This is a genomic window from Streptomyces subrutilus, from assembly GCF_008704535.1.
Lineage (GTDB): Bacteria > Actinomycetota > Actinomycetes > Streptomycetales > Streptomycetaceae > Streptomyces > Streptomyces subrutilus.
Genome location: NZ_CP023701.1, coordinates 4,123,632 through 4,148,338, shown reverse-complemented (window position 1 = coordinate 4,148,338; position 24,707 = coordinate 4,123,632). Strand labels below are relative to the sequence as shown.

The following is a 24,707-nucleotide window of genomic DNA, read 5'->3' as shown; positions in this document are numbered from 1 at the left end:
CGGTCCGAGATTCACCCGGCATCTTTTCCGTTCTCCACCAGATCCGCCAACTCCCTCAGCCCCGAAGCGATTTCACGACCGTTGGGCGCGTGCTCGGGATCGGTGAGGGCCTGCACCATCACCCCGGTCATCAAGGCCATCTGCACCGACCCGATCCCCCGCGCGTCGGCGGCGGCGACCTCGGACTCCGGCACCCCGCGCAGCAGCGCGGCCAGCTGCGGGCGGGCGGCGCGCTGGCCCGCGGCGAGGGCCGCGAGCAGCTCGGGCGAGGACTGGGCGTGCACGAAGGCCTCGACGTTGGCGATCCACAGCCAGCGCAGCTCGCCGAAGTTCCTGACCTTGCGGTCCCACATGTCCGCGTAGCGCTCCTCGGGGCTCTCCCCCTCGCCGGCCAGCCCGCCGACGGCCCCGCTCCACTCGTCGAGGGCGGCGAAGAGCGCCTGGTTGAGCAGTGCCTCGCGCGAGCCGAAGTGGTAGCCGATCGCGGCCATGCTGACGTGCGCCGCCGTGGCGATGTCGCGCACGGTCGTGCGCAGGTACCCCTTCTCCTCCAGGCAGCGGCGCGCTCCGGCCAGCAGGTCCTCGCGATTTCCCATGCCGGGATCGTATCCGCGCCGGGACGGCGCGACGGGGCCCCCGACCCGGATTTGGGCAAGCGCCCTACACGAACGTATTGCGCGCTTGCCCAAATACTGTCAGGGTGGAGCCGCCGGGAGACCACCGGACGGCTGCCGGAAGACGACCGGACGACCGCCGCAAAGCCATGAAACGGGGAGAAACGCCATGCGCCACGAACCGGGCAACGCCACGCGCCACGCACTGGAGATCGACGGCCGCACCCTGTCCTACCTGGACTTCGGCGGCCCCGGACAGCTGCTGCTCGCCCTGCACGGCGGCATGTCCGAGGGCGCCCACTTCGCCGACCTGGCCGGGGCGCTCGGCGACGCCTGGCGGGTCGTCGCCCCCGACCAGCGCGGCCACGGCGACTCCGACCGGGCCCCTACGCACGACCGCGCCGGGTACGTCGCCGACGCCGTCGCCCTGCTGGAGCACCTGGACCCCGGCGGACCGGTCGTCGTCCTGGGCTTCTCGCTGGGCGGGCTCAACGCCTACCACCTGGCCGCCGACCGCCCCGACCTGGTCCGCGCCCTCGTCGACGTCGACGCCGGCGTGGAGTTCCCGAACCCGGGCGGCGGCGGCTTCTTCGACTTCCTCGCCGACCTGCCCTACACGGCCGCGACCCGCGAGGAGCTCGTCGCCGCCTGCGGGGCGCTCGGCGCCGGCGTCGGCCCCTTCCTGCGACCGCTGCCCGGGGGCGGCTGGCGGCTGCCGTTCCACCCCGGTGACGTCCTGGCCACCCTGGAGCGGACCTCCCGCTCCCAGTGGGACGTCTGGCTCGCCAGCCGCTGCCCCGCGCTGCTGGTCCACGGCCTGCGCAGCGAGGCGCTGCCGCGGGAGCAGGCCGACGCGATGGTCGCCCGGCGGCCCGGGACCTCGTACGCGGGGCTGGACACCGAACACTTCGTCCCGTTCCAGGACCCGGCGGGCTTCGCCGCGGCCGTCGGCACGTTCCTGGCCGGCCTGCCCGCGCGGCCGCGGGAGCGGCCGTAGGCAGGAGGCCGCGGGAGCGGCCGGACGTGCCGGAGGGGCGGCGGGCCGGGGGCCCGCCGCCCCTCCGGGGAAGCGTCCTGCGGGTGGTACGGGCGTGCTACTTGACGACCGTGATCCGGTTCGCCGCCGGCGGCGCGATCGGCGCCTCCTGCGAGGAGTTGTTCGTCAGGTAGGCGTTGAAGCAGTCCAGGTCGGACGCGCCCACCAGCTTGTTCTTGTGCTCCTTCAGGACGGTGAAGCCGTCGCCGCCGCCCGCGAGGAACTCGTTCATCGCGACCCGGTAGGTCCGGGCGGGGTCGATGGCCGCGCCGTTCAGCCGCACCGAGTCGACGACGATGCGGTCCGCGCCCGCCCTCGTCGTGTCCAGGGTGTAGGTGAAGCCCTTCGAGACCTGGAGGATCTTCGGGCTCGCCCCGTTGACCGGGCCGCTGACCTGCTGCTGCAGGGCCGTGATCAGCTGGGCGCCGGTCAGGTCCACCACGTTCATCATGTTGGTGAACGGCTGGACCGTGAAGGACTCGCCGTACGTCACCACGCCGTCGCCCTCGTCACCCGAGGCCTTGTACGCGAGGTCCGAGCGGATGCCGCCCGGGTTCATGAGGGCCAGCTGCGCGCCGCCCTTGTCGGCCGGGGCCAGGGCCTCCAGTTGCGCGTCGGCGATCAGGTCGCCCAGCGGCTTCTCGTACTCCGGCGAACCGCGGCCGGGGATGTCGGCCGCGATGAAGCCCTGCGGCCGGTTCGCGACCGGGGCCGCCAGCTCGTTCCAGCGCCGGATCAGCGCGGTCATGTCCGCCGCCTTGGCCTGCTCGCGGCCGACCAGCTTGTTGACCGGCTTCGGCGAGGTGACCTTCGTCCGGACGATGTCCTTGGTCTGCCGGTCGTACTTCAGCGTGGTGTCCGTGTACAGGCGGCCGATCGAGGCGGCCGAGGTGACCGTGCGCGGGTTGCCCGCCGGGTCCGGGATGGTGCAGGCGTACGCCTGGTGCGTGTGGCCCGTCACCAGCGCGTCGACCTTGGCGTCGACGTTCTTGGCGATGTCCACGATGGCACCGGAGATGCCGGCGCCCGCGCCCGGGGCGTCGCAGTCGTAGTTGTACGCGCCGTTCGCGGGCAGTCCGCCCTCGTGGATCAGCGCGACGATCGACTTCACGCCCTGCTTGTTCAGCTCGGCCGCGTACTTGTTGATCGTCTCGACCTCGTCGCCGAACTTCAGGCCCTTGACGCCCTCGGCGGTGACGATGTCCGGCGTGCCCTCCAGGGTGACGCCGATGAAGCCGATCTTCACGTCCCCCTTCTTCCAGATGAAGGTGGGGGACATCAGCGGACGCTTGGTCTTCGCGTCCGTCACGTTGGCCGCGAGGTACTGGAACTCGGCGCCGTTGAAGTCCTTGCCGTTCTCGTAGCAGCCCTCGACCGGGTGGCAGCCGCCGTACGCCATGCGGCGCAGCTCGGTCTTGCCCTCGTCGAACTCGTGGTTGCCGACGCTGGAGACGTTGAGGCCGAGCTTGTTCATCGCCTCGATGGTCGGCTCGTCGTGGAAGAGCCCGGACAGCATCGGGCTGCCGCCGATCATGTCGCCGGCGGCGGCGGTGACGGAGTACTCGTGCCCCTTGCGGGCCTCGCGGAGGCTGGTCGCGAGGTACTCGACCCCGCCCGCCGGTATGGCCTTGGTGGTGCCGTCCGCCTGACGCTCGGTCACGGTGCCCGACGAGCCCTGCGGGGGCTCCAGGGTGCCGTGGAAGTCGTTGAACGACAGCATCTGCACATCGACGGTCCGGCTCTTGGCGGCCGGGCCGCCACCACTCGCGGCCCCGGCCGGCAGTGCGGTGGCGACCATCGCCCCGGCCCCGGCCGTGGCGGCGAGGGCGGTGAGGACCAACCGGCGGGTGCGGCGGTGCCGTTGTGGCGTCGCTGACATTTATTCCCCTTCGTGGGCAGCGATACAGCTGGCGGTGCAGCTTTGGGAGGTGCGCCGAAGCCTATGGTCAACGCGCGTAGCACGACAGGGGGTAACGGGTATCGAGGTGGTTACGCGCAGAAGACGGACCGCCCCCGGGCCCGCCCCCTTCCGCACGCCCCGCGCGGTCGTAGGCTCGTGCCATGACTGACGCAGCAGCGGCCCTGGAGCCGGGACGGCAGATTGAGACCCTCGACGAGCTGACGGAGGAACAGGCCGGAGCCGTACTCGCCCTGATCGAGGACGCGGCCCGCACGGACGGCACCACCGCCGTCTCCGAACAGGGCCGGCTCCGGCTGCGCGGCGGCCCGCGCGAGGGCGTCCGGCACCTCCTGCTGACCGAGGGCGGCCGGCTCGCCGGGTACGGGCAGCTGGAGGACACCGACCCGGTCGAGGCCCCCGCGGCCGAACTCCTCGTCCACCCCTCGCTGCGCGGACGCGGCCACGGCCGGGCCCTGGGCAGCGCCCTGCTGGCCGCCTCCGGCAAGCGGCTGCGGGTCTGGGCGCACGGCGGCAAGCCCGCCGCCCGGCACCTCGCGCAGGTGCTCGGCCTCACCCTCTTCCGCGAACTGCGCCAGCTGCGCCGCCCCCTCGGCCCGGACGCGGACCCGCTGCCCTTGGCGGCGCTGCCGCCCGGCACGACCGTGCGCACCTTCGTCCCCGGCGCCGACGACGCGGCCTGGCTCGCGGTGAACGCCGCCGCCTTCGCCCACCACCCCGAGCAGGGCTCCCTCAGGCAGCGCGACCTCGACGACCGGATCGCGCAGCCGTGGTTCGACCCGGCCGGCTTCTTCCTCGCGGAACGCGACGGGGAGCTCGTCGGCTTCCACTGGACCAAGGTCCACCGCGAGGAGCGGCTCGGCGAGGTGTACGTCGTGGGCGTGCGCCCCGGCGCCCAGGGCGGCGGCCTCGGCAAGGCCCTCACCGCGACCGGCCTGCGCCACCTCGCCGCGCAGGGCCTGCCCACGGCCATGCTGTACGTGGACGCGGACAACCCGGCGGCCCTGGCCGTGTACGAGGGCCTGGGCTTCACCACCCACGAGGTGGACCTCATGTACCGCACGGAAAGCTGACCCCGGCCGGGCGGGGGCCCGGGCCCCGGACCCGGCGACGCCCCGGCCGGGCCCGCCCGGGGCGCCGTCCGGCCCCCCTCCCGCCCCGCGGAGCGACTCGTGCGCCAGCCGGAGCCGGGAAGCCACGCGCCATTAACCGGGCATTAAGACGCGCTTGCGAACCTCCCGGAATGCAGCCCCGCCTCCGACTGACGGCCGACACGTCCGACGCGCCCGTCCTCCCGCGTGCGCGGAAGAATGGAGTCATGAGCCACCAGCCCAGCGCGGGCCCCACCGAGGTCCCCGCCCAGCACCCGTCTCACACCTCCCCGGCCACCCCGGGCACCCCCGGCGCGTCCGGCGTCCCGGGCACCCCCGGCAACGCCGTCACGGGCGCCCACGCGCGGATAGGCTCCATCTCCGCGCACCGCCCCCACGTCGACCTGGAACCGGACCTCGACGCCGACCTGGACGCCTACGACTACAAGGACGGCGGAGAGCTGCCCCCCGGCCGCTTCCTGGACCGCGAGCGCAGCTGGCTCGCCTTCAACGAGCGGGTGCTGGAGCTCGCCGAGGATCCGACGACCCCGCTCCTGGAGCGCGCGAACTTCCTGGCGATCTTCGCGAGCAACCTCGACGAGTTCTTCATGGTCCGCGTGGCCGGCCTCAAGCGCCGCATCGCGACCGGCGTCGCCACCCGTTCGGCCTCAGGCCTCCAGCCGCGTGAGGTGCTGGACCTGATCTGGACCCGCTCGCGCGAGCTCATGGCCCGGCACGCCGCCTGCTTCCAGCAGGACATCTCCCCGGCCCTCGCCGAGGAGGGCGTCCACCTCATCCGCTGGCCCGACCTCACCGAGAAGGAGCAGGCCCGCCTCTTCACCCTGTTCCGCAACCAGATCTTCCCGGTGCTGACCCCGCTGGCCGTGGACCCCGCGCACCCCTTCCCGTACATCTCCGGCCTCTCCCTGAACCTGGCCGTCGTCGTGCGCAACCCGGTCAGCGGCCACCGCCACTTCGCCCGGGTGAAGGTCCCCCCGCTCCTCTCCCGCTTCCTGGAGGCCTCCCCGCACCGGTACGTCCCGCTGGAGGACGTCATCGCCGCACACCTGGAGGAGCTGTTCCCCGGCATGGAGGTGCTCGCGCACCACATGTTCCGGGTGACCCGCAACGAGGACCTGGAGGTGGAGGAGGACGACGCCGAGAACCTGCTCCAGGCCCTGGAGAAGGAGCTCATGCGGCGCCGCTTCGGACCGCCCGTCCGCCTGGAGGTCGAGGAGTCCATCGACCCGGGCGTACTGGACCTGCTGGTGCAGGAGCTGAAGGTCAACGCCTCCGAGGTCTACCCGCTGCCCGGCCCGCTGGACCTGACCGCGCTCTTCGGCATCGCCGCCCTGGACCGGCCCGAGCTCAAGTACCCGAAGTTCATCGCGGGCACCCACCGGGACCTCGCCGAGGTCGAGTCCGCGTCCGCGCCGGACATCTTCGCCGCGCTGCGCGAACGGGACGTGCTGCTGCACCACCCGTACGACTCCTTCTCCACCTCGGTGCAGGCCTTCCTGGAGCAGGCCGCCGCCGACCCGGACGTCCTCGCCATCAAACAGACGCTGTACCGCACCTCCGGCGACTCACCCATCGTGGACGCCCTGATCGACGCCGCCGACTCCGGCAAGCAGGTCCTCGTCCTCGTCGAGATCAAGGCCCGCTTCGACGAGCAGGCCAACATCAAGTGGGCGCGCAAGCTGGAGGAGTCCGGCTGCCACGTCGTCTACGGGCTGGTGGGCCTCAAGACCCACTGCAAGCTGTCGCTCGTGGTCCGCCAGGAGGGCGACCAGCTGCGCCGCTACTCGCACGTCGGCACCGGCAACTACCACCCCAAGACGGCCCGGCTCTACGAGGACCTCGGCCTGCTCACCGCCGACCCGCAGGTCGGCGCGGACCTCTCCGACCTCTTCAACCGGCTGTCGGGCTACTCGCGCCGCGAGACCTACCGACGGCTGCTGGTCGCCCCGCGCTCGCTGCGCGACGGGCTGATCGGGCGGATCGACAAGGAGGCCGCCCACCACCTCGCCGGCCGCCCCGCGTACGTCCGCCTGAAGATGAACTCGATCGTCGACGAGGCACTGATCGACTCGCTCTACCGGGCCTCGCAGGCGGGCGTCCCGGTCGACATCTGGGTGCGCGGCATCTGCGCCGTGCGCCCCGGGGTACCCGGGCTCTCGGAGAACATCCGGGTCCGCTCGGTCCTCGGCCGCTTCCTGGAGCACTCCCGGGTCTTCGCCTTCGGCAACGGCGGCGAGCCCGAGGTGTGGATCGGCAGCGCCGACATGATGCACCGCAACCTCGACCGCCGTATCGAGGCACTGGTCCGGGTCGCCGACCCGGCCCACCGCGCGGCCCTGGACCGGATGCTGGAAACCGGGATGTCCGACCTCACCTCGTCCTGGCACCTGGGCCCGGACGGCGAGTGGACCCGGCACAGCACGGACGCGGAAGGCCAGCCGCTGCGGCACGTACAGGAGATGCTCATAGACGCCCGGAGGCGCCGGCGTGGCTCAGCCAAACCATGACCCGATCGCGGGCGCGGGTGACGTGCTCGGCACGTACCTGCGCTCCCAGGCCACCGCGTTCCTGCGCGCCCTGCGGCTGCACGGCGACACCGCGGCGGGCGGGGCCGACGCCGCGGAGGCGAGCGAGGCGGCGCGCGGCCTGCGGGGGGCCGCGCGCCGCATCAGCGGCTCCCTGACGACCTTCCGGGTGGTGACCGAGTCCGGCTGGGCGGACGGGCTGCGCACGGAGCTGGTGTGGCTGTCCTCGACCCTGGCCGACGAGCACGCGTACGCCGTCCGGCTGGCCCGGCTGATGGACGCGCTGCACCGGCTGTCGGAGGCCTGCTCGGTGCCCGGGCCGCGCGGCACGGCCGGCGCGCTCACCGTGGGCTCGGCCCGCGCGGGCGCCCTGCTGGAACGGCAGCTGACCCTGGCCCGGACCCGGGCGCACTCGGCCGCGCTCCAGGCGCTCGGCTCCGCCCGCTTCCACGCGGTGGCGGACGCGGTGGCGGTGCTGGCCTCGGAGGTGCCGCTGGACGCGGTCGCGGCCCGGGGGCGGGTGGCCGAGGTCCTCCTGCCGCTGGCGGCGGTGGCCGAAACCCGCCTGTCGGCGGCGGTCGCGGCGCTGCCGCCGGCCGGGGGCGCGCACCCGTACGACACGGACCAGGACGGGCCGTGGCACGAGGTGCGCCGGCTCCTGCGCGTCCACCGCTACGCCCGGGAGGCGCTCGGCGAGGACGTGGCCCGGGCGGCGGCCGCGGGCGAGGCCCTGGACCGCCACCGCGCCGCGGCCGAGGCCGCGGCGGCCTCGGCGACGGCGGCCCGCACCCCGCGCATCGCCCCGGCCACGGCGTACGCCCTGGGCGTCCTGCACGCGGACCAGCGGCACGAGGTCGAGGCGGCGCGCGCCGCCTTCCGGCACCTGTGGGTCCCGGAGCCCGCCATCACGCCGAGATAACGGACGGGTAACGGACGTCGACATCCGGGCGCGTGCGCACCCGAGCGCACCGGGTCGTCCGCCACGGTTCACCGTCCGTTCACTCTCCCCGGTCGGCCACTTCACCTGATCTGACTAATTTCGGCTGTGCACGGTGCGAACGGCCCGCCCGTCGAGCAGCTCCCCCGTGCACACCGACGTAGTCCTCTTCGCACGCCGCCCCGATACAGAAAGCGGCCGGCGGCTTCTGGAAGGAACACCCGAAAGTGAAGCTTCAGCGCAAGAACCGGCTTCGTGCCTCCGCCCTCGGGGCTCTCGTCGTGTCCGGCGCCCTGGTCCTCACGGCGTGCGGCTCGGACGACAACACCAAGGACAGCGGCTCCGCCTCCGGGAAGCCCTCCGCGGCCGCCGCGGGCGACATCAAGTGCGACGGCGCCAAGGGCAAGCTCCTGGCGTCGGGCTCCTCCGCGCAGAAGAACGCGATCGAGCTCTGGGTGAAGAACTACATGGCCGCCTGCTCCGGCGTCGAGGTCAACTACAAGTCCTCCTCCTCCGGCGAGGGCATCGTCGCCTTCAACCAGGGCACGGTCGGTTTCGCCGGCTCCGACTCGGCGCTGAAGCCGGAGCAGGTCGAGGAGTCGAAGAAGATCTGCACCGGCGGCCAGGGCATCGACCTGCCGATGGTCGGCGGCCCCATCGCCCTCGGCTTCAACGTCGCCGGCGTGGACAAGCTGAACCTCGACGCGGCCACCGTCGCCAACATCTTCAACGACAAGATCAAGAAGTGGGACGACGAGGCGATCAAGAAGCTGAACCCCGGCGTCACGCTTCCCTCCACCCCCATCCAGGCCTTCCACCGCTCCGACGACTCGGGCACCACCGAGAACCTCACCAAGTACCTGAAGGCAGCCGCCCCCGACGCCTGGCCGCACGAGGCCGCGAAGAAGTGGGCCGCCCCGGGCGGCCAGTCCGCCTCCGGCTCCGCCAGCGTCGCCGCGCAGGTCAAGCAGGTCGACGGTGCGATCGGCTACTTCGAGCTCTCCTTCGCCAGTTCGCAGAGCATCAAGACGGTCGACCTGAACACGGGCGCCGCCGCCCCGGTCGCGGCCACCGGTGAGAACGCCTCCAAGGCCATCGCCGCCGCCAAGGTCTCCGGCACCGGCTCCGACCTGGCCCTGAAGCTCGACTACACCACCAAGGCCGACGGCGCCTACCCGCTCGTCCTGGTGACGTACGAGGTCGTCTGCGACAAGGGCAACAAGGCCGAGACCCTGCCCACGGTCAAGTCCTTCCTGAACTACACCTCCTCGGACGCGGGCCAGAAGGTCCTCCTGGAGAACGGCTACGCGCCGATCCCGGCCGAGATCAACGCCAAGGTCCGCGAGGCCGTCGCCGCGCTGTCCTAGTCCCGACCCCGAGGGCCGGTCCGCTCCCCCCGTCCGGGGAGCGGACCGGCCACGGGGCCCTTCCCCTCCACCCGGGGGAATCCGGTGCACCGCCGCCAGGGGGCCTGCCCCCCACACAGACCGGAAAGACCATGGCTTCCACCACACCCACCCCGACAGACACGGCTCCGCCGGTCTCCCGGAGCACGGGATCCACCGGCCGCGCCGGTGACAAGATCTTCGCGGGCCTCTCCAAGGGCTCCGGCATCCTGCTCCTGGTGATCATGGCGTCGATCGCCGTCTTCCTCACCTACCGCGCCGCGATAGCCCTGTCGAAGAACGAGGGCAACTTCCTCACCACCTTCGACTGGAACGCCTCGGCCGACCCGCCCGTCTTCGGCATCGCCGTCCTGCTCTTCGGCACCGTCGTCAGCTCGATCATCGCGATGGCCATCGCGGTTCCGATCGCCGTCGGCATCGCCCTGTTCATCTCGCACTACGCGCCGCGCAAGCTCGCCGCGCCGCTCGCCTACGTGGTCGACCTGCTGGCCGCCGTGCCCTCGATCATCTACGGCATCTGGGGCGCCCTCTTCCTCGTCCCGCAGCTGGGCGGCCTGAACCTCTGGCTCGACCAGTACCTGGGCTGGACCTACGTCTTCGAGAAGACCCAGATCGGCGTCGCCCGCTCGCTCTTCACCGTCGGCATCCTGCTCGCGATCATGATCCTGCCGATCGTGACCAGCGTCAGCCGCGAGGTCTTCCTCCAGGTCCCGCGCATGAACGAGGAGGCCGCCCTGGCCCTCGGCGCGACCCGGTGGGAGGTCATCCGCATGTCGGTGCTGCCCTTCGGCCGCTCCGGGGTCATCTCCGCCTCGATGCTCGGCCTCGGCCGCGCCCTCGGCGAGACCATGGCCGTCGCGACCGTCCTCTCCCCGAGCTTCCTGATCTCCCTGCACGTCCTCAACCCGGGCGGCGGCACCTTCGCGCAGAACATCGCCGCGAAGTTCGACGAGGCCAACGAGTTCGGCCGTGACGCGCTCATCGCCTCCGGCCTGGTCCTCTTCCTCCTCACCCTGCTGGTCAACGGCGCGGCCCGGCTGATCATCGCCCGCCGCAAGGACTTCTCGGGGGCGAACGCCTGATGAGCCACGCACTCCAGGACCAGCGGCCCGTCCGGGCCACCAAGTCCGCCGCCCCCACCAGCCTCACCCGCGGCGGCCTGCCCCGCTGGGCGCCGGCCGGCATCGCGGTCCTCTCCGTCGCCCTCGGCAGCGGCATCGGCCTCCTCTTCGACCTGCACAGCAAGGTCCAGTGGGGCCTGCTCGCCGCCCTGCTGTTCGTGGCCGTCACCTACACCGCCAGCGCGGTGGTCGAAAACCGCCGCCAGGCCAAGGACCGCGTCGCGACCTCCGTCGTGTGGGTCTGCTTCGTCCTCGCGGTCATCCCGCTGCTCTCGCTGATGTGGACCACCGTCAGCCGCGGCATCGGCCTCCTCGACGCCGACTTCCTCACCCACTCGATGAACGGCGTGACCAGCTTCGACGAGGGCGGCGGCGTCTACCACGCGCTGCTCGGCACCATCGAGCAGGTCGCCCTCGCCACGGCCATCGCGGCCCCCATCGGCCTGCTCACCGCCGTCTACCTCGTCGAGTACGGCAAGGGCTCGCTCGCCAAGGCCGTCACCTTCTTCGTCGACGTCATGACGGGCATCCCCTCCATCGTCGCGGGCCTGTTCGTCCTGACGACGTGGAACCTGATGCTCGGCTTCGGCCCCTCCGGCTTCGCCGGCGCGATGGCCCTGTCGATCCTGATGATGCCGGTCGTGGTCCGCTCCACCGAGGAGATGCTCAAGCTCGTCCCGAACGAGCTGCGCGAGGCCGCCCTGGCCCTCGGCGTGCCGAAGTGGCGCATGATCCTCAAGGTCGTCCTCCCCACCGCCATCGGCGGCATCTCCACCGGCGTCATGCTGGCCATCGCCCGCATCGCCGGCGAGACCGCACCGATCATGCTGCTGGTCTTCGGCTCCCAGCTGATCAACAACAACCCCTTCGAAGGTGCCCAGTCCTCGCTCCCGCTCTACATCTGGGAGCAGTACAAGGTCGGCAGTGAAGCCTCCTACGACCGGGCCTGGGCCGCTGCGCTCGTCCTGATCGCCTTCGTCATGATCCTCAATCTGGTGGCCCGCGGCATCGCCCGGTGGAAGGCCCCGAAGACCGGTCGCTGACGCGGCCACACGAAAGAGAAGTGACCCCTCATGGCCAAGCGAATCGACGTCAGCGGCCTCTCCGCCTTCTACGGTGCCCACAAGGCGATCGACGACATCTCGATGACCGTGGAGCCCCGCTCCGTCACCGCCTTCATCGGGCCCTCGGGCTGCGGCAAGTCCACCTTCCTGCGCACCCTCAACCGCATGCACGAGGTCACCCCCGGCGGCCGCGTCGAGGGCAAGGTGCTGCTGGACGACGAGAACCTGTACGGCCCCGGCGTGGACCCGGTCGCGGTCCGCCGCACGGTCGGCATGGTCTTCCAGCGCCCCAACCCCTTCCCCACCATGTCGATCTTCGACAACGTGGCGGCGGGCCTGCGGCTGAACGGCAGCTTCAAGAAGACCGAGCTGAACGAGATCGTCGAGAAGTCCCTCCAGGGCGCCAACCTCTGGAACGAGGTCAAGGACCGCCTGAACAAGCCGGGCTCCGGCCTCTCCGGCGGCCAGCAGCAGCGCCTGTGCATAGCCCGCGCCATCGCGGTCGAGCCGCAGGTCCTGCTGATGGACGAGCCCTGCTCGGCCCTCGACCCGATCTCCACCCTCGCGATCGAGGACCTCATCGGCGAGCTGAAGGAGCGCTTCACGATCGTCATCGTGACGCACAACATGCAGCAGGCGGCCCGCGTCTCGGACCGCACCGCCTTCTTCAACCTCTCGGCGGTCGGCCAGCCCGGCAAGCTGGTCGAGATCGACGACACGGACCGGATCTTCTCCAACCCGTCCGTCCAGGCGACCGAGGACTACATCTCGGGCCGCTTCGGCTAGACCGTACCGACTCCGCGCGGCCCCGCCGCGCGGCCCCCGCGTCCTGCGGTGCTGCATGGCGGTGCCACCGCACGGCGGAAGGAAAAGGGCCGGCTCCCCCTGGGTGGGGGGAGCCGGCCCACTTTCGTGTCCGGTCGCGCGCCGCGGCAGCGGGCCGCGGCGCCGGCGGCCTACTGCACGAAGGCCAGGTTCACGATCCAGAAACTGACCGCGGCGACCGCCGCCGCGGCCGGCATGGTGATGAACCAGCCGAGGATGATGTTCTTGGCGACGCCCCAGCGGACCGCGTTCACCCGCTTCGTCGCGCCCACGCCCATGATCGCCGAGGTGATCACGTGGGTGGTGGAGATCGGCGCGTGGAAGAGGAACGCCGAGCCGAACATGATCGACGCGCCGGTGGTCTCCGCCGCGAAGCCCTGCGGCGGATCCAGTTCGATGATCTTGCGGCCGAGGGTGCGCATGATGCGCCAGCCGCCCGCGTACGTACCCAGCGACAGCATCACGGCGCACGCGATCTTGACCCAGACCGGAATGGCGTCGCCCGCACCCTGCACATCGGCGATGACCAGGGCCATCATCACGATGCCCATGGTCTTCTGCGCGTCCTGGAGGCCGTGGCCGAGCGCCATGCCGGCGGCCGAGACCGTCTGGGCGATGCGGAAGCCGCGCTTGGCCTTGTGCGGGTTGGCCCGGCGGAACATCCACAGGATCGCGACCATCACCAGGTAGCCGACCACCAGGCCGACGACCGGGGAGACGAACATCGGGATGACGACCTTGTCGACCACGCCCGACCAGATCACCTCGGTGCCGCCGGCCAGCGCCGCACCGACCATGCCGCCGAACAGCGCGTGCGAGGACGACGAGGGCAGCCCGAAGTACCAGGTGATCAGGTTCCAGACGATCGCACCGACCAGCGCCGCGAAGAGGATCCACATGCCCCGGTTGCCGTGGGGCGTCTCGATCAGGCCCTCGCTGACCGTCTTGGCCACCCCGCTGCCCATGAAGGCGCCGGCGAGGTTCATCACGGCGGCCATCGCCAGGGCCGCGCGCGGGGTCAGCGCCCGCGTCGAGACCGAGGTCGCGATGGCGTTCGCCGAGTCGTGGAAGCCGTTCGTATACGTAAAGCCGAGCGCGACACCGATGGTGACGATCAGCGCAAAGGTGTCCACGTGGTTCAGGACTCCTTGACCGCGATGGTCTCCACCGTGTTCGCAACGTGCTCGAACGCGTCGGCCGCCTCTTCGAGCACGTCGACGATCTGCTTGAGCTTGAGCACCTCGATGGCGTCGTACTTGCCGTTGAAGAGCTGGGCGAGCAGCTTGCGGTGGATCTGGTCGGCCTGGTTCTCCAGCCGGTTGACCTCGATCCAGTACTCGGTCAGGTTCTCCATGGTCCGCAGGTGCGGCATGGCCTCGGCGGTGAGCTCCGCGGCCCGCGCCAGGACCTCGATCTGCTGCTCGACGCCCTTGGGCAGTTCCTCCACGTTGTAGAGGACGACCAGGTCGACGGCCTCTTCCATGAAGTCCATGATGTCGTCGAGGCAGGACGCCAGGTTGTAGATGTCCTCGCGGTCGAACGGCGTGATGAAGGAGGAGTTCAGCTGGTGGAAGATCGCGTGGGTCGCGTCGTCCCCCGCGTGTTCCGCCGCCCGCATCCGCTCCGCGATCTCGGCCCGGGCGGAGGAATCCGCTCCGAGCAGTTCCATCAGGAGCTTCGAGCCCGTGACGATGTTGTCCGCGGATGCGGCGAACATGTCGTAGAAGCTCGTCTCCCTGGGGGTCAGACGAAATCGCACGTGAGGTCCTCGGGGTGCATTGGATTCGGTCAGGCTGATGCTAGGCGCATCCCCCGGCCACTGCTAACCGGCCGTTCCCCAGTGTCCTCCATCGGGCAGAGTGGGGACCACGGGCCCCTGCCCCTTCGGCGACGGCCCGGTATCCTATACCCATGAGGGGTATATGCCCTCGTTCAGGACCACGGGAGGACGCATGACGACCATCGAGGCGGAGGGTTCGGGAGCCGAATCCGGCACGGCCGCTCCTGTGCACGGCTACCACCACCAGAAGGACGAGCACCTCAAGCGGCTGCGCCGGATCGAGGGCCAGATCCGCGGCCTCCAGCGCCTCGTCGACGAGGACGTCTACTGCATCGACATACTCACCCAGGTCTCGGCGAGCACGAAGGCCCTCCAGTCCTTCGCCCTCCAGCTCCTGGAGGAGCACCTGCGCCACTGCGTCGCCGACGCGGCCCACAAGGGCGGCGCCGAGATCGACGCCAAGGTCGAAGAGGCCACCAAGGCCATCGCCCGCCTCCTGCGCACCTGACCCGCGCCGGCCCCACCGGGACCCCGGCTCCGCCGGCGTCCGAGGCGCGGGGGTTCGGGCCGGGCCGGGCCGCGGCAGCGCGTACGGACCGCGTACGGACCTGGGGCCGCGGCAGCGCTAGAGGCAGATGGCCATCAGCACCTCGTCGATGCGGTCCTGGCTCAGCCGGTCCTCGACCGCGGCCGACGCCGCGATGATCAGCTCACCGCACAGTTCGATCTCCGCGAGAGCCACGTGGTCCTGCACCGTCGAACCGCCTGCGGGAGTCACGCGTGTCACCTCGATCTGCCGTCATCCGGACATCGTCATCGCTCGCTCACCGGCCGCCCGCGACCGCACACCGGTCGCCCGACCAGGGCCGCCGCCGCCTTCCCGCTCCCCGGCGACGCACCGCCCGCCAACCCCACCCGGCCCCCGCCGCGTGGCACCCGCCCCTCCAGCCTAGGGAGCGGCCACCCCTCCCCGCATGACACGGATGGACCATTTCCGGTTACCCGGCATGGCCCGATCGCGCCCTGCGCACCCCACCCGTCGCCGTCCGCTCAGTCGGCGATCTTCCCCGCGTAGATGTCCTCGCTCGGGGGCAGGACGACGGTCACCGGCGTCCCGAACCCGTACAGCAGCGTGGTGGACGACACATCGATCACCCCGCGGTTGACGTAGCTGAACCGGTGGCGGACCTTGCGCAGCCGCCCCTCCGCGTCGAGGTACGCGTCGAACGGCACCGCGTCCCGGGCGAACCCTTTCGCCGCCGCCTCCAGCGCCCCCCGCACCCCCGGCGACGCGCTCCGCGCCGCCCGCGCCAGGTCCGTGGTCCCCCGGTAGTGCCGCACCGGGGTCCCCGCGACCTCGGTCTCCCCCACGTACGTCACCCCCTGCGCGCCCCGCAGCAGCTCGGCCGCGGTCAGCGGGTCGGTGGCGCCGCCCGTCACCAGGTTCCCGTCGGCGAGGGCCGTGGTGTCGACCCGGACCCACTTGTCGTCGGGCACGCCCGCGCCCCGGTTCTTCATGTACAGCGCGCCCGGCGCCAGCAGCTCCGTGATGGGCCGGTGCTCGGCCTTGCCCTTCACGTCGGCCGGGAGCATCACCAGCAGCTGGCCCGTCCGGCTGCGGAAGTCGACCCCGCCCTCGCCCCGGATCGTCACGCGCGTGCCGCCGGTGGCCATCTCCATGGCCGTACGGGCCCGGGCGCTCCCGGTGCGCACCAGCGCGTCGGCGGCCCCGCGGACCACCGCCTGCGGATCGGCCGGCGGCCGGTCGTCGGCGGCGCTGCCGCTCCCGCAGCCGCTCAGCGCCGAGACCGCGAGGGCGAGGCCGGCGGAGAGCACCGCTCCGCCCGCGTGCCGGGGCCGCCGCTTGTGCTGGTGCACCACCATCGCCTGCCAACCCCCAACGCGTACCGGCTGATTGCCCGAGGCCCCCACCCGCTCCGCTTAACGAGGTCCGGGGTTTCGCGTCACGGCCGCGGACCGCGCACGGCCGGTGCCCGGCGGACCCCGGCCCGGGTACCGTGGAGGCGTGGAACCGCACACCGAAGCGACTCCGGTCCCTCCGCTCGTCTCCGTGCCCCGTCAGAGCCCGGAGGGCCCGCAGCCACCCGCCGGGCACACCACCTCCACCTCCGAGCGCGGCTCGTTCTGCCTGGCCGCGTGCACCTGCGGCTGGCGCGGTCCCGCCCGCCGCTCCCGCGACCTGGCCCGCAAGGACGCCACCCGCCACACGGCGGGATAGGCCGCCCCGCGCGGGCCCCCGAGCGCGGCCCCCGCCCGGGCCTCGGCGTGTCGCCCGTTCGGACGGCCCGGCTGGCCGGGGGGCGCGCGAGCGGATGCCCTTGACTCATGCCAGGACCCGCAGCCCGTCTCGCGGCCCTTCTCTGGGCCCTGCTCATCGTGTCGGTGCCCGTCCCCGCGGCCTGGGCCCGGCCCGTCGGGACGGCGGACGGCCCCGGCGACGTGGCCCTGGCGATCGGCCTCACCGGCACCGCGTCCGCGGTCACCGGCCTGTGGCTGCGCTCCCGCTACCGCCGCGACGGCGGGGAGCCCGGTAGCCGGGGCTCCGAGGGCGGCGATCCGTGACCCCCCGGCCCCGCCCCACGGCGGTGCGCCTGTGCTTCGGCGCCGCCGCGCTGTGCCTGCTCGCGGCGGTTCTGCTCGCCGTCTGGTGACCCCTCGCCCCGCTCCGGGCCCGGCCCGGACCCGGCCCGGGCGGGACCCGCCCCGGCCCGGTACGGCGGCTCAGGCCGCGAGATCGTTCTCCTGCGTCCGCTGCCCCGCCTGCGGGGCCTGCGGGTGCGCCAGCCCGACCGGCCGGGGCGCGGTCCGCGCCCGGGACCGTACGAGCCGCCCGACCCGCGGAGACCGGGCCACGGCCGCGACCAGCGGGTTCAGCAGCGCCATCGCCAGCGGGGCGAGCACCAGGACGACGGCGGTGCCGAGGGCGAAGCCGCCGATGACGTCGGTGGGGTAGTGGACACCGGTGTACACCCGGCAGAACCCCTCGACCAAGGCGAGAGCGATCCCCGCGAGCCCGAACCTCCGGTTCGCCACGAACAGCCCCACGGCCAGGGCCATCGCCAGCGTGGCGTGGTCGCTGACGAAGGAGAAGTCGGTGCGGCCGAGCCCCGTGTCCAGGGGCGCGCCGGCGCCCGGATCGAGCACCTGGAGCCCCTCGTGCTGCCGGAACGGCCGCGGCCGTCCGACGAATTCGCGCAGCGGTACGTTCACGAACAGGGCGAGCCCGGCGGCCAACGGCGCCCACACCAGGGCCGCGAAGGACTCGGTCGCCGTCGCCTCGTCCTGCCGTCGGGTCCCGCGCCAGCACCACAGGATCAGGAGCACCAGGGCGAGCGGGATCCCGTACTCGCCGACCACGCTCACCGTGCGGTCGAACCAGCCCGGGGCCTGCCGGGCCATGGAGTTGATCTCGTACAACAGGCTGACGTCCGCATTCGGCCCACCGGTCGTGAGTCCAGCCATGGTGCTGCGGCCCCTTGCTCTTTCGGTGGTTCCCCTGCGGGCGCACCCCTGTGTGCGCCCCTTCGCCCCCGGTCGATCAGCCCCCGTGTCCATGGAACGCACGCTGCGGCGAACGCGTTCCACCCTCCACCGAATGATCACCGCAACGTTATCGAAGAGTGACTGGTCACCGCAGCTCAGGGCCTCCGCTTCACGGAGCGTGGCTAGGGCGCCCGGCTCGCGCCGACGCGCTGCGGCAGGGCCTGGGCGCCGTCCTTCGTCACGCGCGTGGCGCCGAAGTAATCGGGCGTGTCGATCTTGTCGAAGCGGATCACGGCCCCGGTGTACGGAGCGTTGATCATGTAGCCGCCGCCCACGTACAGCCCGACGTGCCGGATCTCCCGCGAATTAGTCAGATCATCGGAGAAGAACACCAGGTCGCCCGGCAGGAGTTCGGCCCGCGAGGGGTGCGGGCCCGCGTTGTACTGGTCGTTCGCGACGCGCGGCAGCTCGATCCCCACCGTCTCGTACGCGGCCTTCGTCAGCCCCGAGCAGTCGAACCGCCCGTCCTGGTCGGGCGTCCCGTTCCCGCCCCACAGGTACGGGGTGCCGAGCTGCTTCTGCGCGAAGTAGATCGCACCGGCCGCCTGTTGGGACGGCGCGACCCGGCCGACCGGCCGCGCGAAGCTCTTGGCCAGGGTGGTGATCGTCTTCACGTACCCCTGCGTCTCCCGGTACGGGGGCACCCCGCCGTACTTGATGACCGCGTACGCACCCGCGTTGTAGGCGGCCAGCATGTTCGACGCCGCGTCCCCCGGCACGCTCGCCACGTCCTTGGCCAGTTCGCAGTCGTACGAGGCCGCCGAGGGGATCGCGTCGCTCGGGTCCCAGATGTCCCGGTCCCCGTCCCCGTCCCCGTCGATGCCGTGGCCCGCCCAGGTGCCCGGGATGAACTGCGCGATGCCCCGCGCGTCCGCCGGGCTCACGGCGCTCGGGTTCCAGCCGCTCTCCGAGTACAGCTGGGCGGCGAGCAGCGCGGGGTTGATGGCCGGGCACAGGTTGCCCCACTTCTCCACCAGCGCCTGGTACTTCCCGGGCACCGCCCCCTTCACCAGCCCCACGGCCCGGCCGCCCGGCCCCGCGCCGGCCCCCGCGAGGCCCGCCGCCGCCGAGTACGTGCCCACCAGGAGCAGCACGAGGAAGCTCAGAGACAGCCCGAACCCGATCCCACCGGCCACCCAGAATCTGCGCACCCGTCAACCCTCCCCCATCGTCGGCGCTTTCCGCCGCGATTCGACCGTGTCGCCTATCGGACTAGCCCACTTGGAACCGAGTACCGCCCCGGACCCCGCCCTGTCGTATTACCCCACCCGAAGGCCCGTCCGGGCTACCCCACCCGGAATCCCCCGCAGGAGATGCCGGTGAACTTCCGCGCCCCGTCCTTCCCATCCTCGACGCGGTAGAAGACCACCGTCCAGTCCCCCCGGTCCGAGGCGAGCGGAACCGCCCCCGCGAAGTCGTCCGGGTACGTCAACTCCCCGTACGCCCCGCTGTCCCAGGTGGCGTACAGGTCCACGGGAGAACTCGCGAACCCCGCCGGACCCCCGGTGGGCGCCTGGCGGGCACCGGGCGGCTTGACCACCACCGTCACCGGGTACGGCGCCGGTCGCGCGGCCCCCTCCGGCCCGGGCGTGGCCCGCATCCGCACCTTGACGGTCCTGCCGGCCACGCCGTTGGTCCGGGTGGTCGTGGTCTGCGTCTCGATCCCGGCCCCGGGCGCGTCCCCGTCGACGGGCCGGTCGCACTCCCCGGCCCCGTACCCCGCCATGACGGGGTCGGAGGACAGCTTCCACCGGTAGTCCACGACCCCCTTGCCGCTCCCCCCGCCGCTCCCCTTGCCACTGCCGTCGCCGTTGACCCCGCCGGCATCGCTGCCGGTGCCGGGCCCCTTGCCGCCGCCGGCCGGGCCGCCCGGCCGGGCCGAGCCGGAGACCCGGGCCTCCGGGCCGCCCGCCGACCCCTCGGCCGCCTCCCCGGAACCGAGCCCCAGCACCCGCGCCCCGACCACCCCGGCCGCCACGCACACACCCCCGACCACCACCCAGGCCCACCCCCGCCGCCACCCGGCCCGCCGGCCGGTGCCGGTGCCGGCCACCGCCGTCCCGGCCGTCCCGGCGGCGGACTCGCCCGCGGCCGGGACGGCCGGACCGGTCACGAGGGACCCGGACCGGCCCCGCGACCCCGTCGCCGAGGCCCCCGGCGCCCCGTCACGGACCTGCTGCCCGGCCGCCCCGAACGCCGCCGACCCGGTCACGGCCCCCGGACGCCCGCCCTCCGCCGACGGCTCGACCGGCCACACGATCCGCCGCCGCCGGGGAATCCGCGCCGCGGCCGGCCGGCCACCGCCGACCGGCCGGGCCGCCCCCGAGCCACCCGGGGCACCCCGCACCCCCGGCTCAGGCGCCACCGCCCGCTCGGATGCCGACTCCCGGGCCGCTGCCGCCCCGCTCCGCCCGGACGCGCCCCCGCCACCCCCCTCGCCCTCGGGCACGACCGCGCCGGGCCCCCCGGCGCCGCCGGACCGAAGCGACCCGGTCGGCCCGGCCCCACCAGGAGCCTGCGACCCGCCGCCCGGCCGAACCGGCTCCTCCGGCGACGACGCCCGCCCGGCCCGAGGGTCCGCGTCCCGGCCCCGGAGCGCCGCCCCACCGCTCCGCCCGTCCACCGGAGCCGTCGTCTCCCCGCCCGTGCGGGCCGGCTCCGGCACCCCGGGAGCCGCCGTCCCGACGCCGCTCCCGCGGTCCGACCCGTCCGGCACGGAACGGCCGTCGCTGCGGGCGGGCGACTCGGCCGGCCACACCACCCGGCGCCGCCCCTCGATCCGCCGCACCCCCGTCGCGCCGCCGGCAGCAGCCGCGGGCGCGCCGTCACAACCCTGCGCGTCCCCGGCCGGAACGGAGCCCGAGCCACCCCCCGGAGCGGCGTCCACCGCAGCCGCCCCCTCGGCTGCCACCCCGCCGAAATGCCCGGCTCCGCCCGACACGAAGACGGCACCGGCACCGGCGCCGCCACCACGCACCGCCCCCTCCCCTCCCCCCGCCACGAGCCCGGGCACCGTGTCCGCCGCGGCCGAGCCACCCGACCCACCCGGCACGGGCACGGCCTCGCCCCCGTCCGCCACCGCACCGGCCCGCGCACCCCCCGAACCCGGCGCGGCCACGGCCCCGGACGCGGGTACGGGCACGGTGTCGCCCTCCCAGGCGCCGACCACCCCGCCGGACCCACCGACCACCCCCGGCCCCGCGCCCCGCAACGCCACCGCCGCGTACCCCGGGTCGTCCACCAGCGCCCCGCCGACCGCGCACCGCCGGATCACCTCCGCCAGCCCCGGCCGCTCCGCCGGGTCCTTCCGCACGCAGGCCTCGATCACCGCGGCCAGCCCCGCCTCCACCCCCGCCACGTCCACCGGCTCGTGCACCGTCCGGTACCCGACGCCCGCCGCCGGCCCGCCCCCGTACGGCGGCCGCCCGGTCGCCGCGAACGCCAGTGTCGCGCCCAGCGCGAAGACGTCCGCCGCGTCACCGGCCACCGCTCCCAGCAACACCTCCGGCGCAGTGAACCCCGGCGTCCCCGGCGCCTGCCCGCCCTGCGTCAGCGCCGTCGCCCCGACGCCCCGCGCGATCCCGAAGTCGATCAGCTGCGGCCCCTGCGCGCCCAGGATGACGTTCTGCGGCTTGAGGTCCCGGTGCGTCACCCCGTACGCGTGCACGCTCGCCAGCCCCTCCGCCAGCGCCGCCCCCACCCCCCGGCAGGTACCCGAGCCGAACGGGCCGGCCGTCCGTACGGCGGCGGCCAGCGTCGGCCCGGCCACGTACTCCGTGGCCAGCCAGTACGGAGCCTCCTCCAGCGAGGCGTCGATCAGGCTCGCGGTGTACGCCGAGCGGACGGCCCGTACGGTCTCGACCTCCCGCCGAAACCTCGCCAGGGCCTCCGGATGCCCGACGATCTCCCCGCGCACCACCTTGACCGCGACGAGCCGGCCCCCGGGCGACCGCCCCAGGTACACCTGACCCATCCCCCCGGCCCCCAGCCGGGCCACCAGCACGTGCGCACCGATCCGTTCGGGATCGGCCTCTGTGAGCGGCTCCATCTGCCTGAGACTGCCACATGCGCGATCTCGGCTGTAGAGCAAGGCCGTTGAGACCCGCGGCCGACGGAACGAAGCGCGAAAAGAACCCCGCCCCACCCCCCTGCGCCCCCACGGCGCGCGGCCGCGGCCACGGCGCCGCCATGGTCGCCCGGGTGCTCGACCTCGCCTTCGGCGAGCCCGCCCTCCCCGAGGTCGGCCTCGGCGTCTGGGCCCACGACACGGCGGCCCTGCGCATCTACGAGCGGCTCGGCTTCCGCACCGTGCAGGTGCTCGCGGACGTGGAGGAGGTCGACGGCGTGCGCTGGTCCGCCCACCGGATGAGGCTCCCGGCTCCCGGCTCCCGGCTCCCGGCGCGCGACACGGGCACGGGCGCGGGCGCGGGTGACAATGGACGACGTGTCCCACCACCCCGCCCTCCCCCTCCTCCAGGCCGACTGCGCGAACTGCTTCGCCCTCTGCTGCGTCTCGCTGCCCTTCGCCAAGTCCACCGACTTCGCCCTGAACAAGCCCGCGGGCACCCCGTGCAAGAACCTCGGCCAGGACTTCCGCTGCGGCATCCACACCCGGCTGCGCGACTCCGGTTTCCGTGGCTGCACGGTCTTCGACTGCTTCGGCGCGGGCCAGCAGGTCTCCCAGGTGACCTTCGGCGGCCGCGACTGGCGCACCCACCCCGGCACCGCCCGGCAGATGTTCGACGTCTTCCCCGTGATGCGCCAGCTCCACGAACTGCTCCGCTACGCCGCCGAGGCCCTGACCCTCCCCGACGCCGCCCCGGTCCACGCGGAGCTGCGCCGCGCCCTCGCGGACACCGAGGAGTGGACGCGCGCGGACGCGCGGACGCTCGCGGCCCTGGACGTCGGCGCCCTGCGGCAGGACCTCAACCCGCTGCTGCTGAAGGCCAGCGAGCTCGTACGGGCCAAGGTGCCGGGCCGCAGGAAGAACCACCGCGGCACCGACCTGATGGGCGCCCGCCTCGCCGGCCAGGACCTGCGCGGCGCGAACCTCCGCGGCGCCTGCCTGATCGCCGCCGACCTCCACCGGGCCGACCTCCGCACCGCCGACCTGATCGGCGCGGACCTCCGCGACGCCGACCTCCGCGGCGCCGACCTCCGCGACGCGCTCTTCCTCACCCAACCCCAACTGAACGCCTCCCAGGGCGACCCCACCACCCGCATCCCCCCCTCCCTCACCCACCCCACCCACTGGACCTGACCCCAGCCCCGCCGGAGCTTGAGGCGCGGGAGCCTGAGGCGCGGGAGCCTGAGGCGCGGGGGCCTGAGGCGCGGGGGCTTGAGGCGCAGCCTCAGCAACGCAGCCCGCACATCCCCAGCCCAGCCCCCTCAGCCCCACCGGCGCTTGAGGCGCGGGGCCCGGGGCAGGCCCCAGCAGCGGCCCGCACCTCCCACCCCAGCCACCCACGCCCGTACCGGCACACCCCGCCCCCGGCACCGCAACCGGCGCCCCCACCCACCCCGGGAGGGAAAGGGTCACAGCCGCCCCAAGAACTCCCCCACCGCACCCCCGAACCCCTCCGGATCCCCCGCCCGCACCGCGTGCCCCGCCGGCAGCTCCACCAGCCGCACCCCCGCCCTGCGCGCCACCATCTCCCGCGCGTGCTCCGCGGACAGCACCCCGCTGCGATCGCCCCGCACCAGCAGCGTCGGCATCCGCAGCCAGTCCGCCCAGTGGTCCCCGTTCAGCCCGCGCTGGGACTCCAGCACGTCCTCGACGTCCGCCGCCGTCCCCCACCCGTCCGGATGCTCCCGCAGGGACCCCGCCAGGTACTCCGCCGCGCTCCCCACCCCCGCCAGGAACCGGTCCGGGGTCGCGGCCCGCGCCGGCCACTGCCGCACGTACGACAGGTCGTCGTCGACCACCGCCCCGATGTCCTCGACGACCAGCGCCCGCACCAGGTCCGGCCGCCGCGCCGCGAGCTGGTACGCGTTGACCCCGCCCAGCGAGTGCCCCAGCACCACCGCGGGCCCCAGCCCCAGGTGCTCCAGGACGGCGGCCGCGTCCTCGACGTACCCCTCCCGCCCGTACGCACGGGCCCGGTCGGAGTCGCCGTGCCCCCGCTGGTCGAGCGCGATCACCCGCCACCGCGGGCCCACCTCCCGCGCCAGCGGCCCGTAGCTCCGCCCGTCCTGGAAGTGCCCGTGCAACGCCAGCAGCGGCGCCCCCGGCCCGCCGAAGTCCGTGTACACCAGCCGTCGCCCGTCCTCCCGGAGCACCACCCCGGGCAGCGGACCCAGCTTGTCGACGACCCGGCGCCGCAGCAGCTGGTACTCGTCCCAACGCCGCCGGAGCCGCCCCGGCGGCCGCTTCACGACCCGCCCGGGCGTGACCACCTCGCCCCGCCGGAACTGCTCCCGCGTCAGGTCGACCCGTATCCCGCCGGGCAGCAGGTTCCACCAGTGGTAGCCCTCCTGCCGGCCGTCGAGGAACACCTCCCCCAGCACCAGGTCCCCGCCGACGAGGTCCTGCACGACCAGGGCCGTGATGTCGCACTGCCCCCACGCCGGATTGTCGGCGTTCCAGGCCACCTTGCCGAGGTCGGCCGGCTCGCTCGTCTCCGCCGACCACCCCGCACGGATGGCCGCCTCCAGATCGGCGAGCGTCCACGAAACAGTCATCCACCCAGCCTGCCGCAGCCCACTGACAACGCCGCCGCGCAGAAGAAGTCCCCCACACCCACGACCGGACACCGACTCCCCCACCCCCGGCACCCCGACAACCGGACCACCGGACAACCCGACT

At 73.4% G+C, this 24,707-nt stretch carries 22 protein-coding genes and 1 pseudogene; 13 read left to right on the top strand and 10 right to left on the bottom strand.

Annotation, left to right across the window (positions count from 1 at the left end; all coding sequences use genetic code 11):
* Positions 1-11 precede the first annotated feature (11 nt).
* The gene (locus CP968_RS18195; protein WP_150519017.1) at positions 12-596 is read right to left on the bottom strand and encodes a TetR/AcrR family transcriptional regulator; all 585 of its coding nucleotides are present in this window, start codon (positions 594-596) and stop codon (positions 12-14) included.
* 187 nt (positions 597-783) lie between these two features.
* Between CP968_RS18195 and CP968_RS18190 the strand changes: the two genes are divergently transcribed.
* Positions 784-1,611: an alpha/beta fold hydrolase gene (locus tag CP968_RS18190; protein ID WP_150519016.1), complete on the top strand. Its 828-nt coding sequence runs from the start codon at positions 784-786 to the stop codon at positions 1,609-1,611.
* A 97-nt stretch (positions 1,612-1,708) separates the two neighbouring features.
* Here CP968_RS18190 and CP968_RS18185 read toward each other — a convergent pair whose 3' ends face one another.
* Positions 1,709-3,529, bottom strand: a complete 1,821-nt coding sequence (locus CP968_RS18185; protein ID WP_150519015.1) for a bifunctional metallophosphatase/5'-nucleotidase — start codon at positions 3,527-3,529, stop codon at positions 1,709-1,711.
* A gap of 182 nt (positions 3,530-3,711) precedes the next feature.
* Between CP968_RS18185 and mshD the strand changes: the two genes are divergently transcribed.
* The 7 genes from mshD to pstB all read left to right on the top strand — a co-directional run bounded on the left by mshD (position 3,712) and on the right by pstB (position 12,519).
* Positions 3,712-4,641, top strand: a complete 930-nt coding sequence (gene mshD, locus CP968_RS18180; protein ID WP_150519014.1) for a mycothiol synthase — start codon at positions 3,712-3,714, stop codon at positions 4,639-4,641.
* A 245-nt stretch (positions 4,642-4,886) separates the two neighbouring features.
* Entirely contained in the window at positions 4,887-7,187 is a 2,301-nt protein-coding gene (locus CP968_RS18175; protein ID WP_189828825.1) for an RNA degradosome polyphosphate kinase, read from the top strand.
* Complete coding sequence (locus CP968_RS18170; RefSeq protein WP_150519013.1) at positions 7,168-8,124, top strand: CHAD domain-containing protein; 957 nt, start codon at positions 7,168-7,170, stop codon at positions 8,122-8,124. The genes CP968_RS18175 and CP968_RS18170 overlap by 20 nt, the downstream gene beginning before the upstream one ends.
* 245 nt (positions 8,125-8,369) lie before the next feature.
* Positions 8,370-9,509, top strand: coding sequence for a phosphate ABC transporter substrate-binding protein PstS (gene pstS, locus CP968_RS18165; protein ID WP_150519012.1), 1,140 nt, complete (start codon positions 8,370-8,372; stop codon positions 9,507-9,509).
* Between the two features lie 131 nt (positions 9,510-9,640).
* A complete protein-coding gene (gene pstC / locus CP968_RS18160; RefSeq protein WP_150519011.1) occupies positions 9,641-10,630 on the top strand; it encodes a phosphate ABC transporter permease subunit PstC in 990 nt (329 codons plus the stop codon).
* A complete protein-coding gene (gene pstA / locus CP968_RS18155; protein ID WP_150519010.1) occupies positions 10,630-11,712 on the top strand; it encodes a phosphate ABC transporter permease PstA in 1,083 nt (360 codons plus the stop codon). The genes pstC and pstA overlap by 1 nt, the downstream gene beginning before the upstream one ends.
* A gap of 30 nt (positions 11,713-11,742) precedes the next feature.
* Positions 11,743-12,519, top strand: coding sequence for a phosphate ABC transporter ATP-binding protein PstB (gene pstB, locus CP968_RS18150; protein WP_150519009.1), 777 nt, complete (start codon positions 11,743-11,745; stop codon positions 12,517-12,519).
* A gap of 170 nt (positions 12,520-12,689) precedes the next feature.
* Here the strand turns inward: pstB and CP968_RS18145 are convergent, their stop codons facing one another.
* A complete protein-coding gene (locus tag CP968_RS18145; protein WP_150519008.1) occupies positions 12,690-13,691 on the bottom strand; it encodes an inorganic phosphate transporter in 1,002 nt (333 codons plus the stop codon).
* 5 nt (positions 13,692-13,696) lie between these two features.
* Positions 13,697-14,317 carry a DUF47 domain-containing protein gene (locus CP968_RS18140; protein ID WP_150519007.1) on the bottom strand — a complete coding sequence of 207 codons (621 nt, stop codon included), beginning with the start codon at positions 14,315-14,317 and terminating at the stop codon, positions 13,697-13,699.
* Between the two features lie 193 nt (positions 14,318-14,510).
* On the opposite strand from CP968_RS18140, the gene CP968_RS18135 reads away from it, so the two are divergent.
* Positions 14,511-14,846, top strand: coding sequence for a metal-sensitive transcriptional regulator (locus CP968_RS18135; protein ID WP_150519006.1), 336 nt, complete (start codon positions 14,511-14,513; stop codon positions 14,844-14,846).
* Between the two features lie 117 nt (positions 14,847-14,963).
* Here CP968_RS18135 and CP968_RS34125 read toward each other — a convergent pair whose 3' ends face one another.
* Together CP968_RS34125 and CP968_RS18130 are read right to left on the bottom strand one after the other, a co-directional pair.
* On the bottom strand, positions 14,964-15,116 hold the full coding sequence (locus tag CP968_RS34125; RefSeq protein WP_167536718.1) for a hypothetical protein: 153 nt from the start codon (positions 15,114-15,116) through the stop codon (positions 14,964-14,966).
* A gap of 272 nt (positions 15,117-15,388) precedes the next feature.
* Positions 15,389-16,222, bottom strand: a complete 834-nt coding sequence (locus CP968_RS18130; RefSeq protein ID WP_167536818.1) for an SCO4651 family lipoprotein — start codon at positions 16,220-16,222, stop codon at positions 15,389-15,391.
* Between the two features lie 142 nt (positions 16,223-16,364).
* Here CP968_RS18130 and CP968_RS18125 point away from each other — a divergent pair, with 142 nt between their 5' ends.
* Both CP968_RS18125 and CP968_RS18120 read left to right on the top strand, forming a co-directional pair.
* Positions 16,365-16,577, top strand: coding sequence for a hypothetical protein (locus tag CP968_RS18125; protein WP_150519005.1), 213 nt, complete (start codon positions 16,365-16,367; stop codon positions 16,575-16,577).
* A 107-nt stretch (positions 16,578-16,684) separates the two neighbouring features.
* Positions 16,685-16,921, top strand: coding sequence for a hypothetical protein (locus CP968_RS18120; RefSeq protein ID WP_150519004.1), 237 nt, complete (start codon positions 16,685-16,687; stop codon positions 16,919-16,921).
* A gap of 159 nt (positions 16,922-17,080) precedes the next feature.
* Here the strand turns inward: CP968_RS18120 and CP968_RS18115 are convergent, their stop codons facing one another.
* From CP968_RS18115 to CP968_RS35375, 3 genes are all read right to left on the bottom strand, one after another.
* Positions 17,081-17,821: a phosphatase PAP2 family protein gene (locus CP968_RS18115; RefSeq protein WP_150519003.1), complete on the bottom strand. Its 741-nt coding sequence runs from the start codon at positions 17,819-17,821 to the stop codon at positions 17,081-17,083.
* A gap of 203 nt (positions 17,822-18,024) precedes the next feature.
* On the bottom strand, positions 18,025-19,053 hold the full coding sequence (locus CP968_RS18110; protein ID WP_229885943.1) for a C40 family peptidase: 1,029 nt from the start codon (positions 19,051-19,053) through the stop codon (positions 18,025-18,027).
* A 134-nt stretch (positions 19,054-19,187) separates the two neighbouring features.
* Entirely contained in the window at positions 19,188-21,950 is a 2,763-nt protein-coding gene (locus tag CP968_RS35375) for a serine/threonine-protein kinase (RefSeq protein WP_268253240.1), read from the bottom strand.
* A gap of 17 nt (positions 21,951-21,967) precedes the next feature.
* On the opposite strand from CP968_RS35375, the pseudogene CP968_RS35705 reads away from it, so the two are divergent.
* Together CP968_RS35705 and CP968_RS18100 are read left to right on the top strand one after the other, a co-directional pair.
* Positions 21,968-22,192: pseudogene (locus CP968_RS35705) on the top strand (GNAT family N-acetyltransferase); the annotation flags it as partial.
* A gap of 145 nt (positions 22,193-22,337) precedes the next feature.
* A complete protein-coding gene (locus CP968_RS18100) occupies positions 22,338-23,162 on the top strand; it encodes a pentapeptide repeat-containing protein (RefSeq protein WP_150519002.1) in 825 nt (274 codons plus the stop codon).
* A 275-nt stretch (positions 23,163-23,437) separates the two neighbouring features.
* On the opposite strand, the gene CP968_RS18095 is transcribed toward CP968_RS18100, so the two are convergent.
* Positions 23,438-24,583, bottom strand: a complete 1,146-nt coding sequence (locus CP968_RS18095; RefSeq protein WP_150519001.1) for an alpha/beta fold hydrolase — start codon at positions 24,581-24,583, stop codon at positions 23,438-23,440.
* Positions 24,584-24,707: the final 124 nt, after the last annotated feature.